Genomic DNA, 15,314 nt, shown 5'->3' on the forward strand with positions numbered 1-15,314 from the left:
TAAGTTCGTGTTAGCCGGCCAGTCGCGCGCGCAGGCGAGAACTCGCCGCGTCGAGCACGGTGACCACCGCCAGCAGAAAGAGCAGGGCAGTGGCCGCCCGGTCGTACTGGAAGTTGTTGATGTAGGTGTAGAGGTAAAACCCGATGCCGCCTGCGCCGACCACCCCCAGGATGGAGGCCGCCCGCACATTGTACTCCAGCATGTAGAGCGTGTAGCCCAGCATCAGCGGCAGCACCTGCGGGAAGACCCCGAATCGAAAGCGCTGCAAGGGGGTTGCGCCCACGGTTCGCAGCGCCTGAAGAGGCCGAGGATCGATGGACTCGATGCCCTCGTAGTAGAATTTGCCCAGGTAGCCGGCCGCGTAAAAGGTCAGCGCCAGGATCCCGGGAAAGGGCCCCAGCCCCACAATCGCCACAAAGAAAAGTCCCCAGATGATGCTGGGGATGGTGCGAAGCAGGTTGAGGATCAGGCGGGCCACGACCTGAAAGGGGCGCGCCGAGATGTTGCGCGCGGCCAGCGTGGCGATGGGCAGTGAGACGATCGCAGCCAGCGTGGTGCCGATGAGCGCCATCTGGACCGTCTCCAGAAGGCTCTTGCCGACGTTCGCGCTCACCGAGAAGTCCGGCGGGAGCATGCGCGAGAGGAAATTGGCGGCGTGATCGGCATTTCCGAAGATGCGCGCCACCGAGAAGTCCACGCCCATCGCCGACCAGATGTAGAGGCCGGCGATCAGCAGCATGAGCACAACGTAGAAAGAGGTCTTCCCCCAGAGCCCGTCGATAGGAAGGGGGGCAGGCGCGCTGGCGTCGCTCGGCGCGGTGGCATCGGCGGCCGCCTCGTTCACCGCGATCTCAACCTCGCCATCGGTGGCGTCGCGGCTCTCGAGCTCTTCGAGCAGGCGGCAGCCCTGATCGGGGTCGCCGTCAAAGAGAATCTCACCGTGGTGCAGCACAATGACCCGCGTGGCAAACTGGCGGGCCATATTCAGGTCGTGCATCACCATGATCAGCGCGCGCTCCGCGCTCTGCGGGCCGCCGCCGGCAAGGCGCTCAATGGCCATGCGGGCCCAGTGCACATCGAGGCTGGCGATGGGCTCGTCGAGCAGCATCACCCGCGGGTTCTGGTGAAGCAGTCGGGCGATGGCCACGCGTTGTTGTTCTCCGCCGCTCAGGCGTGAGCTGCGCGTGTGAAGCCGCTCCCCGAGGCCGAGCTCTTCGAGCAGGGCGCGGGCCTGGTCGCGATCTTCGCCGGGAAAATGCAGCAGGCTGGACGCCGAGCGCTGGTGAAGAAGTCGGCCGCAGAGCACATTTTGAAGGGCGCTGAGCTGGGGCACCAACCCGTAGTTTTGAAAGACCAGCCCCACCTGCTCGTACATCGCCCGGGGGGGCAGCCGGCCGGCCTCCATACGGAAGCCGGCCGCCTCGACGGTGCCCGCGCTCGGGCTGAGAAGTCCGCTGAGGACGCGCATCAGCGAGGACTTGCCCCCGCCGCTGCGACCAATGATCGCCACCCGCTCACCGGCGTTGACGTCAAAGGAGATGCCGCGCAGCGCTTCCACGCGCTGCGCGTCGCGCTCATAGTTCAGCTGGAGATGTTCAACCCGTACAACGCTCAAGGGGTGTGTCCTGCGGTGATGTGAGAGGGGATGCGTTAGAAGCGCGCTTCAAAACCGACCAGGTCGCGCATGCGCTTCAACTCGCCGACATGCTCTTCGTGGCCACGCGCGATGATGCTCTCGGCGCCGTAGACGCTCTTGAGCAGCTCGGCGTTCTCCGGCTCATTGAGCGCCAGGAGGGCGTCGCGCACCTTGTCTTTGACCTCCTGGGGGAGGTCGCCGCGAATGGCGATACCATGGGTAGGCACCGGGCCCTGGCGTTCAATCACTTTGACTTTGGCGCGCTGCTCCTCATCGAGGTACTGCTCCAGCGCGTAGTCGGAGGCGGCCGCCGCGTCAACCTGGCCATTAACCAGGGCGAGCAGCGCCTGCTGATAGCCGCCGGCGTAGGTGACGTTGCCGAAGAACTCGGTCGGGTCCTGGTCGGCCGTCAGGTGACCCTCGTCGATGACCTTGCCCAGCGGGAAGAGGTAGCCCGAGGTGGAGGTCGGCGAGGTAAACGCGATGGAGCGGCCCTTAAGGTCGGCGATGGACTCGATGTCGCTGTCGGCCAGGGCGTACCACTGCGAGTAGTAGAAGGGGTTTCCACCGCGCTCTTCAACGACGAGCAGCTCGACGCCGGCGTTCTCATGGGCGACCAGGTAGGGAAGACCGCTGAAGTAGGCGACATCGGCGTTATCCGAGCGCAGCGCCTCAACCACCGCCGAGTAGTTCGTCGGAAGGAAGATCTCGACCTCGTAGCCGGTCTGCTCCTCGATGAACTCCGCCATGCGTTCGGCGTCGAGCTCCAGGCCCTCCGGGTTTTCCTGCGGCTGGAAGGCGAAGGTCAGCTCGATCTCTTCTGCGGCTTCTTCTTCGGTGGCCTCGGCGGCCTCTTCGGTGACTTCGGCCGGCTCGGCCTCCTCTTTTTCACAGGCGGTCAGCGCGAGGCTGGCACCCAGGAGAAGTGCGAGCGAGGGGCGATGAAGTCGATTGATGTGTGCCATCATATGCAATCCTCAGAGATAAGGAGAGAGACAGCGCCGGGGCGAAGCTCGCCCGACGCACCAGATTTGACCGTCATAGATGAGCGCTGGTGCGTCAGACGTCAATGAGAAATTGATAATTGATTTCAATTAGGGGTGTTTGCCAGCCATGCGCAGAGCAACACAGGCCGACACCGAGATGTCAGCCTGTGCTGCGTGCATGCTGGCATCTCCCGGCTCCCTGCAGGGGGGAGCCGAGAGAACGCGCGATCAGACGCGACCGCGCTCCACCTGGTCACGCTCGATGGCCTCAAAGAGGGCGCGGAAGTTGCCGCCGCCGAAGCCCTGGTCGCCCTTGCGCTGAATCAGCTCGATGAAGAAGGGGCCAGCCTCGGGCTGGTCGTAGTAGATCGCCGCTTCTTTCATGAAGATCTGCAGGAGGTACTTCTCGTCGGCGCCGTCGACCAGGATGCCGTGGTCTTTGAGCACGTCGTAGTCCTCATCGATCTTGGAGACTCCCTGCTCGGCCATGCGGCCCGGGGCGGCGTCGTAGTAGCTCGGCGGGGTGTAGAGGAACTCCACGCCCTTGGCCTCCATCTCTTTGATGGAGCCGATGATGTCGTCGAGGTTGAACGCCGCGTGCTGAACACCGCCACCGCCGAAGTCTTCGAGGTACTTCTGGATCTGGGAGGCGTTGAAGAAGGGGCGCTGCGGCTCGTTGTTGGCGAACTTGATGCCGCCTTCCGGATCCCACATCACGATCGACTTCAGACCGGAGCCGGACTGACGGGTGGGGTCGACATCGCTGGTGTGGAAGGCGATGTCCCAGAACTGCTCCATGCCCAGCACGTCGCGGAACCAGTCGACCAGGGGCTTGAGCGTGCGCACGTTGGAGGTGAGGTGATCGATGGTGGTGAAGTTGAAGCGGTTGTTGCCGCCGGTGTTCACCGTCTCAAAGCCGGCGTCGTAATCGGTGTAGCCCTTCTTCTCGACGAAGCCGTAGGTGGTGTTACCCAGGGGCGTGGCGATCTCAAAGGAGCGACGGGTGCCGCCGCCAGCTTCTTCGGTGCGGATCTCGTCGATAAAGGTGGCGCCGCGCTCTTCGAGGCGCTTCCAGGCTTCTTCGATATTCTGGACGGCGAAGTTGACGGTGCCGATGCCCGCGGTGTGGAACTTGCGGTGGTAGGCCGCCCAGCTGTCCTCGCGCTGCGACTCGACGCACTCAATGATGATGTCGCCGGCGGCGTAGACTTCCGCCTTATCACCGGTCTTCTCTTCCCAGGCCGGGGTGGAACGGGCGACGAGCGTGAAGTCCAGCATATCGACGTAGAACTTGCGGCTGCGCTCCAGATCGAGCGTGACAAAACGAAGACCGTCGTAGCCGGTGATGCCGAGGTTCTTAATTTGCGACATGTGCGCCTCCAGAGTGTGAGGGGTAGAAGCCGTTGAGTGGTGCGCGAGCAGCCCGAGGGACCGCTGCCTCAACGTGCCGGGGGGATAAGCCGCCGATCGAACTAGCCTAATGTTGCACCCCTGTAAAGACGGTGCTTTGTTGGGGCGAACACGTTGGCTCGAAGCAAGTGCGGCAACATCTTTCGTCGAGTTTAGTCGAAGTGGAAGTCGAACCAGCGCCCCTCCCGATAACAGGTGCGCAGGGCGTCGAAGATGGCGCGGGCAGGCTCAACGCCGCGATCGTCGAAGGTCTCGTCGTCGTCGAAAAAGCGCGAGATGTCGCCGCGTTTCTGCTGCCGATACTCCAGGGCCTTGGCAAGCATCTGGATGCGGTCGGCGACTTTGACGATGCGGGCCTCCAGGGTCTTGCCTTCGCGGTACTCGCGGTAGGCGTCGCGCCAGGAGGGCAGGGTGGCCAGGATGTGATCGGCGGCCTGTTCCTCGGCCCGGTCGACCGCCTCTTTGCCGAGGAGTTGCTTGACCGGGCGCGGGAGGTCGGTGAGCATCGCCTCGCTTAAGTCGTGGACCAGCGCGATGCGCATCACTCGCTCGGCGTCAGGCGTAGGCTCGGGGTGGTGATCGGCCAGCCACAACGCGACGAGCATCACGCCGTGAACGTGGGCGGCGATCGATTCGGGTCGCTCCACCCCGCAGATCTGCCAGCCGGTTCGTGGCAGCGCCTCCAGACGTTCGGCGCGGCTGAGCAGCCTCAATAGATCGTTGGCGTTGCCGGGCGCCGGGCGCTGATCGTTCATCGTTTCTCCGGTGGGGCGTTTAGGGGCCGGCAAGCGCGACCCTGGACATAGAGCGACCGGAAGTTTGAACAGTGAGACGCAGATGGCAAGTCAACATGGCGGTAGAGTAGCGATCTGCGGCGCAGACGATCGGGTGGGCGGGCAGATCGCCCGACGCCTCGTGGAGGAGGGGGTGGAGGTACGCGCGTTGGCCGCGCCTGACGCGCCGCGCTGGCATCTCTTTGATGTGGCGGTCGACTGGCATGTCGGCTTGCGCGCCGGTGATCACGCGCACGAACTTTCGCAGGCGTTTGCCGGCTGCGGAGCGCTCTTTATCGCCGACGCGGCGCGCCTGGCCTCCGGGGCCCCCGACGCCTCAACGGCTCGCCGCATCGCGGTGCGCGAGCTGCGCATGCGTCTGGACGCGGCCCGGGCTGCGCAGGTGCCGCGGGTTGTTTTTGTGAGTTGCGAGCGCGCCTTTGACCCGCAGGCGATCGAGGGGGCAGCCGGACTGCCCGATGATCATGGCGAGCCGGTGCGCGAGGCATTGATTGCGATGGAGGCTGAACTCTACCGCTACATCGCCGCCGGAATGCATATCTGCATTGTCGCCGCCGCGCTGGCGCTGGGACCGGGAGACGTGCGTTCGGAGTATGTCGGGGCGCTCGACGCCGGCGGCGCAGGCTGGAGCGGTTATGCCCACTTCTGCGACGCCCGCGATGTTGCCCAGGCGGCGATCAACGCCGCGCGCCGGGGGCGCGCCGGGCGCCGATACCCCTTTATTGGCGAGGCGATCACCGCCGAGAGGTTTGCCGAGTTGAGGCGCGAACACGGGGGCGGGGGAAGCTCACACATCGATGAGGTCAGCTGGCCGCCCTCCTGGGCGATACGTCTCGACGCGCTGAAAAGCGAGCTCGCGGCCGGAGAGCTCGGAGTTCGCTCACGGCCCCTGGCGCTGACCCTTCGTGACGCGGGGCGCTGGTATCGCCGCGCCGGTATGCTGCTCTTTTAGGGGCGCGCGGGGCTCTCAACAGGGCAATCGCAAAGTGGGTCCCCATCACCCGCCACCGTGGGGGGACCCCTTGTGGGTCCCCGCCCTGGGAGTGCCGGAGGAGCACAAGACCCCTTTTTATGGATTGGGTGGGTTCTCCATAAAAAAAACTTGTGGGACTTTGCGATTGCCCTGGGGATCTCAACCGGGATGCTGGAAGCGTTGCGCAGCATCTGTTAGTCTCGTTGACCACACGAGCTATGAAGATTGACCCGCCGGCCTTCTGTCTGGGATGACGCAGGTCGAAGGCTCGGGACTGACTTGCCCATGGCGGGTGAGATGGTGTAGGGAATGTAGTTAAGCATAGATGAAGGCTAACCGGCAGTCGCGCGACGCGCGCTGCGATGCTCAGGGCTCACGGCGAGGAGAAATTAGAATGGCCAAGAAGAAACTACTTATCGCGGCGGTCATCGTCGGCGCGTTTGCCGCCTTCCTGCTCTACCTCTACACCGCGCAGATTCAGGAAGAGAAAGACGAGCTGATGGCGAACCCCCGCGAGGTGATCGTGGCGGCGCGCGACATCGCCGCCGGCACGATGCTCACGCGTGAGCACGTCAACACCAAGACGGTGCCCGGGCAGTTCTTGCCGGCCAACCCGCTCCTGAGCCAGGACCTTGAGATCTACCTGGATATGCCGGTGAGCGAGTCGATCCGCGAGGGCTCGATGATCCTCACCAGCGACTTCGCCGTAGCCGAGGTTGCGCGTACGCTCTCGGGTCGTATCCCGGCCGGTGAGCGCGCGATGACGATCCCGGTCGATGCGATCTCGGGCGTCTCCGGTCTTCTTCGCCCCGGCGATCGCGTCGATATTCTGGGAACCTTCCCGGTGGGCACCGAAGACAACCTGATCCCTGAGGCAGCCGGCAACGACAGCATCGGCTATGTGACGATGAACCTGCTTCAGAACGTCACGCTGCTCGCTGTCGGTCAGGAAGTCTCCGACATTCCCAGCGGTGATGCCCGCGGCAACCGTGGTCAGTACAGCACGGTCACCCTCTCCCTGACGCCGAGCGAGGCCGAGCTGCTGGTGATCTCGCAGACCCGCGGCAAGCTGATGCTGCTCTTGCGCCACCGTGACGACATTGAAGCGGTCACCGTCACCAAGACCACGCTTCGCGAAGTGCTCGAAGAGCTTGAAGTCATCAACCGCGATCGCCAGAAGCGCGTGGAGCGCCGTCCCAATTGCGGCCCGAACCAGAAGCTGAGCGGCGGCAAGTGCGTCGACACCATCGAGTTCCTGCGTGGCGGCCAGTAAGTGATCTGAGAGCTCAACGCTAAGCCTTCATAAAAGGCGTGCTCCTCCGGGTGGGGAGCGCGCTTTTTTTTATGCGTCAAAAGCCTCATCACCCGCGCGATCTCCCCGGATCAGGTAGCCGGGTTTTTCGATTGCGTTTTATGCCACTTCGGGCGAGACTGCCCGTGTTCTATAGCCTAGTCGAGCCAGCAGACCGTCCTGGTGTGCGGATTGCTGAAGTGAATGCACTGGTATGCAGCTGTAAGGAGAACCATGAAGACGCTTGTAAGGGTAGGCGCGCTGTGGGCGGTCTTGTGTGTGGTGATGCCCCTGCTTGTGTGGCCGATGGACTCGGCGCACGCGCAGGAGACGGTCGTTCCCGACCATGAATTTACGATCGCAGTCGGTGAAACGCTGACGATCAACGCGCGCGGCGTGCGCCGCGTCTCCATCGGCCTGCCGGATGTGGCCGATGCGCAGACCAGCAACGACGCGCAGTACCTCTTTATCTCCGGGAAGCGCGAGGGTGTCACCACCGTCAACATCTTCTCGGGCTCGGGCGACGATCAGCGCACGCTGCTGATTCGCGTGGTGGGTGTGAACCCCACCTCCCTGGCCGAAGAAGTTCGCGCGGTGCTTGGCGATCGCGCCGGTGTCGATATCCGCGTGGTTAAAGGCCGCGTGCTCATTGAGGGCGAAGTCGCCAGCGAGATCTTCCAGCGTAAGATCGACCGCCTCACCGAGCTTTACCCCAACCAGGTGCTCAACTTCGCCACCTACCGCGAAGCCTTCGTTGAAGGTGCGCGCATGGTCGCTGTTGATGTCTATTTCATTCAGCTGGCCACCACCAACCAGGACAACCTGGGTGTGCGCTGGAACCAGTTCATCGGCTACAACCTCACCGGCGGCCAGGGCGATGTGCCCCTCTACTATGACGCCGGCGACCTGGGCCCGGGTGTGCTCCCGGCTGAGTCCAGCCTGCCGCCGCGCCCGATGGCGCTTACCGGTGGCAGCAGCCTGACGACCTACTCCTCGCTCGTGGGTAACCTCAACTTCGCGCTCGACCTTCTGGTCGACAGCGGGATGATCAAGACGATTCAGCACGCCACGCTGGTGACCGAGGCGGGCACCGAGACTACCTACCACTCCGGTGGCACGCTGCTGGTCCCGGCGATCACGGCCAATGCGTCGAGTTATGAGACGATCCCTTACGGCCTGAAGCTGGCGATCACTCCGGTTCTGGACTTTGAAAACCGCGTCAAGCTCACCGTGGATCTCGAGTTCAGCGAGCTGGATTACGCCAACGCCGTCGGTCAGGTCCCCAGCCTGCGCAACAACGACATCACCAGCACCGTCAACATGCTCGAGGGTCAGTCGGTGCTGGTCAGCGCGCAGGACAATACGAACATGACCTCCAACGAGCGAGGCTTGTGGCTTCTGAGCCGTATCCCTATCCTTGGGTGGGCGTTTAAGAGCCGCAACATGTTCAACCAGCAGACCAACAACGCCTTCTTCATTACCCCCCGGGTTTACGAGCCCGGTACCGATTACCACCGCACCCTGGTGCAGGGCGTCTTCCAGCACCTGCTCGACGCGGGCGCTCAGGCCGAAGATCTTCCTGAGCTCTCCAACGCGCAGCCGCAGGGTGAATAAGAGGCAAGGCCCATGAAGCAGATTCGCGTCCTCGACAACCGCGGCCAGGAGTACCTCTTCCCGCTGGATAAACCGGTGATGGAGGTCAGCATTGGCCGCAGTCAGAACAACGATATTGTTCTGAACAGCAAGACGGTCAGCCGGCGTCACGCGATCATCAAGCTGATGGGTGAGCGCGTGATGCTCGTCAACCAGTCGGCCAATGGCGTGTTCGTCAATGGTGAGCGCGTGGAGCGGGTGCGCGAGCTTCGGCTGGGAGAGTACGCGGCGATCGAGCCGTACCGCTTCTGCGTGGAGCCGGCCGGGCCGGGGGCGGTGCCTTCGCCCTCGCCGGCGGGCTATGGGCCGGGAAATAACCGCGCGACGATTCCCCCCACCGGGCGCGCCACCCCGGCGCCTGCTGCGGCAGCGCCGGGGCGTCAGGCCGCCCCCGGTGGCGTGGCCACCGCGTCGCGGCCGGAGCGCCGGCCGGTGGCTCCACCGGACAAGAAGAAAAAAGCCGAGACGGTGGAGGAGCTCCTGGGGGATCTGGCGCCCAACCCGGACTACCAGGAGCAGCGCGTCAGTCTGCGCGGTGACGAGGTCGTGATTCACGACCGTAAGGTGCGAAACGCCTTCATTGGCTTTAAGTCTGAGCTGCACGACGAACTTAAAGAGCGCCTCGATCTGCACAGCTTCCAGATCACCGACTACAGCTCGCCGCGGGTTATCCGTCAGGTCTCTGAGAAGCTCAAAGAGCTTATCGGCAGGCGTCAGCGCGAGATTCCGCCGCCTTATACCCCTGACGAAGTCTTCAAAGAGATGATGGACGAGGTCTGCGGCCTGGGTCCCATCGAAGACCTGGTCAAACATAAGGGCGTCTCGGAGATCATGGTCGTTGACCGCGAGCACATCTACGCCGAACTCAACGGCAAGATCGTGCTCACCGACCGCATCTTCAATGACGAGAAGTCGATGATGACGGTCATCGAGCGTATCGTCATCCCGCGCGGTCGCCGCATCGACGAGTCCAACCCGCTGGTGGATACGCGTCTGGCCGACGGCTCACGTGTTAATGCGGTGATCCCGCCGCTGGCGCTCAAAGATCCCTGCCTGACGATTCGTAAGTTTCCCGACGAGCGCCTCTCGGTCAAAGACCTCATCGACTTTGGAAGCCTCACCGATGAGATGGCGAAGTTTCTGGCGCGCGCGGTGCGCTCCAAGAAGAACATCATTATCTCCGGCGGTACCGGCTCCGGTAAGACGACGCTGCTCAACGTGCTCTCGAGCTTTATCGGACTGACCGAGCGCGTGGTCACGATTGAGGACGCCGCCGAGCTGCAGATCTACCAGGAGCACGTCATCAGCCTGGAGACGAAGCCCCCCAACCTTGAAGGCAAGGGTGAGATCGGCATTCGTGAGCTGGTGAAGAACGCGCTGCGTATGCGCCCGGACCGTATCGTCGTCGGTGAGTGCCGTGGTGGCGAGGCGTTGGACATGCTTCAGGCCATGAACACCGGTCACGACGGCTCGATGACCACGGTTCACTCCAACAGCCCCACCGAGGCTATTGCGCGTCTGGAGACACTGGTTCTGATGAGCGGGATGGAACTTCCCACCCGCGCGATCCGTGAGCAGATCGCCGGATCGGTCGATGTGATCATTCAGCAGTCGCGCTTTATGGACGGCAGCCGCCGCATCACCTACATCACCGAGGTGGTGGGCATTGATGATGACGGCTTTGTGAAGCTCGAAGACATCTACCGCTACCGTCAGAAAGGGGTCAACGAGAAGGGCAAGGTCTACGGTTACCACCTGGCGACCGGTTACCTGCCCAGCTTCCTTGATGAGTTCCTGATCAAGGGTCTGGCTAACCCCGAAGACTTCTTCTAAGCGCCGAGTTTTGTGGCGCGGTCTGCCCCGGGCGGGCGAAGTGCGCGGTTGCAGACTCGGGGGCTGCTCGATAGAGTTTGCGTAGCATCGAAAGGCTGGATTGGCGTCAGGTCGACCGATTCAACCCGGTGGGGCCATGGCCGACCGGATTGAACAGGGCACCTACAGCGAGGAAAACACACCGTGTTATACTTATGGTTAGCGTTGGCGCTGGGGTTTGGTGCCGGGTTTCTTGCGATCTGGGCCGGAGGCGACTGGATCGCCGAGCGCCTGGCCGCGGAGCGTGGCGTCTACGAGCGTCTCATCGGTAAAGAGCTGCATCGACTCTTTCTGCCGGTTTCTCCCCAGGAATTTGTGCTGATCCACGCCGGATTTTTGCTGATCTGCGTGCTCGGCGGTGGCCTGCTGGTAAAGAGCCCGATTCTGGGGATTATCGGCGGGCTCCTCATCGGGATCTTTGCCCCACGCGCCTACCTCAAGAAGGCCTGGTCGAGCCGTCTGACGGCGATCGATGAGCAGGTCGAAGAGGCGATGGTCTATATGGCTAACAGCTTCAAAGCCAACCCCTCGATGCCCGAGGCGATTCAGGACGTCTGCAATGCCATGGGCCCGCCGATTAGCCAGGAGTTCGGGGTTCTGCTCAAGGAGTACCGCCTGGGTACCCCGCTCGATCAGGCGCTGGTGAACCTTCAGCGTCGCGTGCCTTCGCGCAACCTGGAGCTTGCGATCTCGGCGCTGGTCATCGGGCGAACCGTCGGTGGCAACATCCCGGAGATTCTCAGCCAGATCTCGGGCACCATCCGCGAGAGCTTCCGTCTGGAGCGCGTCATCGATACGCAGACCGCTCAGGGGCGGATGCAGGCCTGGGTGATGGGGTTGATGCCGGCGGTGGTTATCGCGGTCTTCTACAAGATGGATCCCACCTTGATTCAGCCGCTCTTTGAGACCTTCGTCGGCTACATCGTCCTGGGTCTGGCGGGAGTGTGTAACATCATCGGCGTGGTCATGATCCTGAAGATTGTTCAGATCGACGTTTGATCGAGTCGCGGGCGGGCCTGCTGCGGTCTGCTCAACTTGAGCGAGGTACGTGTGAATTCGACGATCATTCTGTTCGGCGCGCTGGGTCTTATCTTTCTGGCGTTTGCGCTCTTCGTCTGGGGCTTTGTGCCCGAGGAGATCGAAGAGGACGAGATCTACGGCTACCGCCTTACAAGGCGTAAGCGGATGCTGGAGGAGGACGCGCTCTATGCGCTGGTACTCCCGCTGGTGAAGCTTTTTGCGCACTACATCCGCAGCCTTCCGAACCTGCCCTTTGTGAACATGGAGGAGCTGCGCTCGTCGCTTCGCGACAAGCTGATGCGCTCGGGTTTTATGGGCTCGTTTACTCCCAATGAGTTTCTGGGGATGTGCTGCGTTTCGGGGCTCGGTGGTTTTGTTTTTGTGCTGCTCTTTACCCAGCTGATGACGGGGCTTCCAAACGTTGGTCTGGCGTGTGTGGCGGGCTTTCTGGCACTGGGGTTTCCCTGGCTCTCGCTGAGCGGGGCGATCAGCAGTCGTCTCATTGAGATTGACCGGCGCCTTCCCTACACCGTTGACCTCCTGGTGCTCTCGATGCGCGCCGGTCTGGACTTTATGTCGGCGCTCGACCGCGTGGTCGCCCGCGGTCAGATTCAGAACCCGGACGACCCGATGATCCAGGAGCTGGGCGTGGTGCTTCAGGAGATGCGCGTGGGTACGGCGCGTACCGACGCGCTGATCAACCTGTGTGAGCGGGTCAACTCGGAGTACCTCAACTCGATGGTCGGCGCGATCATTCAGTCGGAGCGCCGCGGTACGCCGCTGGCCAACGTCCTGGAGATTCAGGTCGATACGATTCGAAACAAGCGCACCGCCAAGATCGAGAAGGCCGCCAGTCAGGCGGCCGTCAAGATCCTCTTCCCGCTGCTCTTTATCTTCGGAGCGGTCATGATCGTGATCATGGGCGCGATGATCATCAAGGTCTCCGGCACCGGGTTCTGATTGAGGTGCGCTGGCAGCGCTCGCCACTTTACGTTCAGCAATTGCGGAAGAAACCTCCATGTCCTCCTTCTGGTTAGAGTTCGACCATAACGGTCAGACGCAGAACGCCTCGTTTAACAGCCAGTCCGTAACGATCGGCCGCGACCGCGGCTCGGACTTTATTCTCGACCACCCTACCGTCTCGCGTCAGCACGCGCTGATCGTCGAAGAGGGCGGGGGCAACTACCGCCTGGTGGTGCTCTCGCGTGGTGGTCTGACTGCGGTTGACGGGCAGCCGGTCAGCGGAGAGGTTTCCCTGTGGGACGGGGCGATGCTCACGCTGGGCAAGCATTCGGTGCGTTTTCGTGCGCCGGATGCGACGGCGCGTGCACCTCAGGCGGCGCCGGCGCAGCCGGCAGCGATGCCTCAGACGGGCGGCTTCGGTGCGACGCCGGCGGGCGGTGGTTTCGGTCAGCCCGCCGCAGGTGCTGCGCCGAGTGGATTTGGTCAGCCGGCAGGTGGCGCGGCTCCGAGTGGCTTCGGTCAGGCTCCCAACGCCGGTGGTTTTGGCCAGCCCGCAGGGCAGGGCCAGCCGTCGGGTTTCGGCCAACCCGCCCCTGGCGTCGGGCAGCAGCCGGCCCCCGGTGGTTTTGGGGCTCCGCCTCCTTCCGCTGCGCCGGCTGAAAAGAAAGAAGCGAAGAGTGGTGGCGACGCCGGGATCATCTCCTGGGATGAGATCGCGGCCAGCGATGAGGCGCTCTCTGAGGCCGAGGACGACGCCGCGGCCAGCGATTATCAGCGCATTCAGTCCGCCAGCAAGAAGGCCGGCGCCAAGCCCGATGAGACCAACCCCGTCGTGGTCATTATTGGCGTTTTGATCGCTGTGGGAATGCTCGGTTACACCTTCCTTGGTGGTGGCGAAGCGACCGATACCGGGGGCGAGGAGCAGGTGGCATACTCGGAGCTTCCGCCGGTTCAGCTGGACGTGGACTGCGTGGCCGAGACCGATTGCATGCGTAAGGCGCAGGAGACCTATCTGATCGCCACGGATCTTCTCGGCAAGCGCGACGTCGAGAACCGCAATCTTTTCGATGGTTATAAGCGACTTCTCGAGGCCCGTGAGTTGATGACCATGGGTGGGGTTGAGCAGTTCCCCGAGGAGATGAACGGCTGGCAGGCGTTGCACGATGACGCTCGGGCCCAGCTGGATACCTATTACAAGAATTTCCGGGCAGCCTTCCACAGCGCCAAACAGCGCCAGCGCTACATCGAGATGGCCGAGACGCTCAAGCAGATCGAGGCGTTCTTCCCCGATAAGACCTCGCGAGAGAACCGCTGGGCGGCCGAGATGGAGCTGAATATGAAGAGCAGCGGCACCTACCCGCGGACCATGCGTTAAAGGCGATATGAGTCAGATGAATGGACCTTTCGAGAGCCTGCGCTGCGTGGTTGCGCAGGCTCTTCTCGTTGCGATGGTGGCCTTGTTTTGCGGCTGTGTGACAACGCAGACGCTGGGCGACCGCGCGTACAAGAGCGAAGAGTATCCGCTGGCGTTGCAGTACTACGAGCAGGCCATCTCGGAGGGCTCCCGCGATCCGGAGCTCTACTATCGGGCGGCCCGTGCGGCGACTAACGTGGGGGCGTTCTCCCAGGCCGAGCGGTACTACAGCCGCTCGCTTCGGCATGGCGGCGGGGTACATGTGGCGCGTGCGTTGGCTCAGCTTTATGTGCAGACCAACAACTTCGCGCAGGCCGTGCGGGTCTATCAGTATTTGATGCGGGTCGAGGAGGATGTGCAGCCGGTCTACAGCAATATGGGCGCGGCGCTGATGTATTCGGGACGCTACCTCGATGCCGAGTCGTTTATGATCATCGCGCAGCAGATGAAGCCCACCGATCCGGTGCCCTACATCAACCTGGGGGTGCTTTACGATCGGCACATCCGCAATCGCCCGCGGGCGGTGGCCTTTTACAACTGCTTTACTGAGCTCACCGGCGACGCTTCGCAGAAACGCCAGGTGGAGAACCGTCTGTTGGAGATGGCCAATGAAGGCCCGATCGACGCGTCTCGGGTCGGGCTACAGTGTGGCGAGGTGTACCGTCTGCCGGAGCCGGTGGCGGTGGACTTGAGCGAGGCGCTCAAGGACTACGGCGGTGAGGTGGACCTGGGGTTTGAAGTTGAGGCCGGGGAAGAGCCCGCCGAGATCGAGGTGGAGCGCGTCGTGCCGGCTGAGGAGCCTCCGAGCGAGCCTGAGGCCGATGAGTCCGATGCGGTTGAGGCGAGCCCTGAAGCGCCGGGGGATGCGCCAGGTGATGCCGCGGGTGCGGGAGAGGAAGACGCGGCGGAATCGGCGCCTCCGGCCGCTGGCGACGCAGAGGGAGTGGCCAGCGAAGAGGCTTCAGATGAAGCCGAGCTCGCCGCGCTGAAGTTTTACGAAGATGGTCGTTACGATGACGCGCTGCGCGCGCTGCGCGCGCTTGAGGCGCGCAGCGAGGAGGGTGACCGTGTGCTGGGGCTTGCGCTCTACCGCACGGGGCGCTTTGAGGAGGCCACCGAGTGGCTGGAGCTTAGCGTGGAGCAGAAGCCCTCGCCGGAGGTCGCCGGCGCGTTGCTGGACGCCTACCGGCGTCTTGGTCAACGCGATGCGATGGGACCGCTGTGTGAGCGCTTTGAGGGATGGCCGGATTACGAGGCTGTGCTGGAGCGCTGCCCGGGTGAGGGGATGTCGGACGAGTGAGG

Annotated in this window: 12 protein-coding genes; 8 read left to right on the plus strand and 4 right to left on the minus strand. The window is 63.1% G+C overall.

Annotated features, from left to right (window positions below; all coding sequences use genetic code 11):
• Positions 1-10 precede the first annotated feature (10 nt).
• From phnE to FRC98_RS00700, 4 genes are all read right to left on the minus strand, one after another.
• Positions 11-1,615, minus strand: coding sequence for a phosphonate ABC transporter, permease protein PhnE (phnE, locus tag FRC98_RS00685; RefSeq protein WP_146979386.1), 1,605 nt, complete (start codon positions 1,613-1,615; stop codon positions 11-13).
• Positions 1,616-1,650: 35 nt separating this feature from the next.
• A complete protein-coding gene (locus tag FRC98_RS00690; RefSeq protein ID WP_230467136.1) occupies positions 1,651-2,601 on the minus strand; it encodes a phosphate/phosphite/phosphonate ABC transporter substrate-binding protein in 951 nt (316 codons plus the stop codon).
• A gap of 249 nt (positions 2,602-2,850) precedes the next feature.
• Positions 2,851-3,993 carry a 4-hydroxyphenylpyruvate dioxygenase family protein gene (locus FRC98_RS00695; RefSeq protein ID WP_230467137.1) on the minus strand — a complete coding sequence of 381 codons (1,143 nt, stop codon included), beginning with the start codon at positions 3,991-3,993 and terminating at the stop codon, positions 2,851-2,853.
• Between the two features lie 191 nt (positions 3,994-4,184).
• Complete coding sequence (locus tag FRC98_RS00700; RefSeq protein WP_146979388.1) at positions 4,185-4,787, minus strand: HD domain-containing protein; 603 nt, start codon at positions 4,785-4,787, stop codon at positions 4,185-4,187.
• Positions 4,788-4,869: 82 nt separating this feature from the next.
• Here FRC98_RS00700 and FRC98_RS00705 point away from each other — a divergent pair, with 82 nt between their 5' ends.
• From FRC98_RS00705 to FRC98_RS00740, 8 genes are all read left to right on the plus strand, one after another.
• Positions 4,870-5,778: an NAD-dependent epimerase/dehydratase family protein gene (locus FRC98_RS00705; RefSeq protein WP_146979389.1), complete on the plus strand. Its 909-nt coding sequence runs from the start codon at positions 4,870-4,872 to the stop codon at positions 5,776-5,778.
• 415 nt (positions 5,779-6,193) lie between these two features.
• A complete protein-coding gene (cpaB, locus tag FRC98_RS00710; protein ID WP_230467138.1) occupies positions 6,194-7,072 on the plus strand; it encodes a Flp pilus assembly protein CpaB in 879 nt (292 codons plus the stop codon).
• A 252-nt stretch (positions 7,073-7,324) separates the two neighbouring features.
• The gene (locus FRC98_RS00715; RefSeq protein WP_230467139.1) at positions 7,325-8,704 is read left to right on the plus strand and encodes a secretin GspD/PilQ domain-containing protein; all 1,380 of its coding nucleotides are present in this window, start codon (positions 7,325-7,327) and stop codon (positions 8,702-8,704) included.
• Positions 8,705-8,716: 12 nt separating this feature from the next.
• On the plus strand, positions 8,717-10,576 hold the full coding sequence (locus tag FRC98_RS00720; RefSeq protein WP_146979392.1) for a TadA family conjugal transfer-associated ATPase: 1,860 nt from the start codon (positions 8,717-8,719) through the stop codon (positions 10,574-10,576).
• 183 nt (positions 10,577-10,759) lie between these two features.
• Positions 10,760-11,614 (plus strand): type II secretion system F family protein, encoded by an 855-nt coding sequence (locus tag FRC98_RS00725; RefSeq protein ID WP_146979393.1) that lies wholly within the window; start codon positions 10,760-10,762, stop codon positions 11,612-11,614.
• A 51-nt stretch (positions 11,615-11,665) separates the two neighbouring features.
• Positions 11,666-12,595 carry a type II secretion system F family protein gene (locus tag FRC98_RS00730; RefSeq protein WP_146979394.1) on the plus strand — a complete coding sequence of 310 codons (930 nt, stop codon included), beginning with the start codon at positions 11,666-11,668 and terminating at the stop codon, positions 12,593-12,595.
• A 58-nt stretch (positions 12,596-12,653) separates the two neighbouring features.
• The gene (locus tag FRC98_RS00735) at positions 12,654-13,973 is read left to right on the plus strand and encodes an FHA domain-containing protein (RefSeq protein ID WP_146979395.1); all 1,320 of its coding nucleotides are present in this window, start codon (positions 12,654-12,656) and stop codon (positions 13,971-13,973) included.
• Positions 13,974-13,989: 16 nt separating this feature from the next.
• Positions 13,990-15,312 carry a tetratricopeptide repeat protein gene (locus FRC98_RS00740; RefSeq protein WP_230467140.1) on the plus strand — a complete coding sequence of 441 codons (1,323 nt, stop codon included), beginning with the start codon at positions 13,990-13,992 and terminating at the stop codon, positions 15,310-15,312.
• Positions 15,313-15,314: the final 2 nt, after the last annotated feature.

Source organism: Lujinxingia vulgaris, from assembly GCF_007997015.1.
GTDB lineage: Bacteria > Myxococcota_A > Bradymonadia > Bradymonadales > Bradymonadaceae > Lujinxingia > Lujinxingia vulgaris.

Bases quoted from the DNA above. Each gene is read 5' to 3' on its own strand.
- FRC98_RS00735 (WP_146979395.1), top strand. From the start codon at position 12,654: ATGTCCTCCTTCTGGTTAGAGTTCGACCATAACGGTCAGACGCAGAAC.
- FRC98_RS00690 (WP_230467136.1), bottom strand. From the start codon at position 2,601: ATGGCACACATCAATCGACTTCATCGCCCCTCGCTCGCACTTCTCCTG.
- FRC98_RS00695 (WP_230467137.1), bottom strand. From the start codon at position 3,993: ATGTCGCAAATTAAGAACCTCGGCATCACCGGCTACGACGGTCTTCGT.
- FRC98_RS00715 (WP_230467139.1), top strand. From the start codon at position 7,325: ATGAAGACGCTTGTAAGGGTAGGCGCGCTGTGGGCGGTCTTGTGTGTG.
- FRC98_RS00705 (WP_146979389.1), top strand. From the start codon at position 4,870: ATGGCAAGTCAACATGGCGGTAGAGTAGCGATCTGCGGCGCAGACGAT.
- FRC98_RS00700 (WP_146979388.1), bottom strand. From the start codon at position 4,787: ATGAACGATCAGCGCCCGGCGCCCGGCAACGCCAACGATCTATTGAGG.
- FRC98_RS00740 (WP_230467140.1), top strand. From the start codon at position 13,990: ATGAATGGACCTTTCGAGAGCCTGCGCTGCGTGGTTGCGCAGGCTCTT.
- cpaB (WP_230467138.1), top strand. From the start codon at position 6,194: ATGGCCAAGAAGAAACTACTTATCGCGGCGGTCATCGTCGGCGCGTTT.
- FRC98_RS00720 (WP_146979392.1), top strand. From the start codon at position 8,717: ATGAAGCAGATTCGCGTCCTCGACAACCGCGGCCAGGAGTACCTCTTC.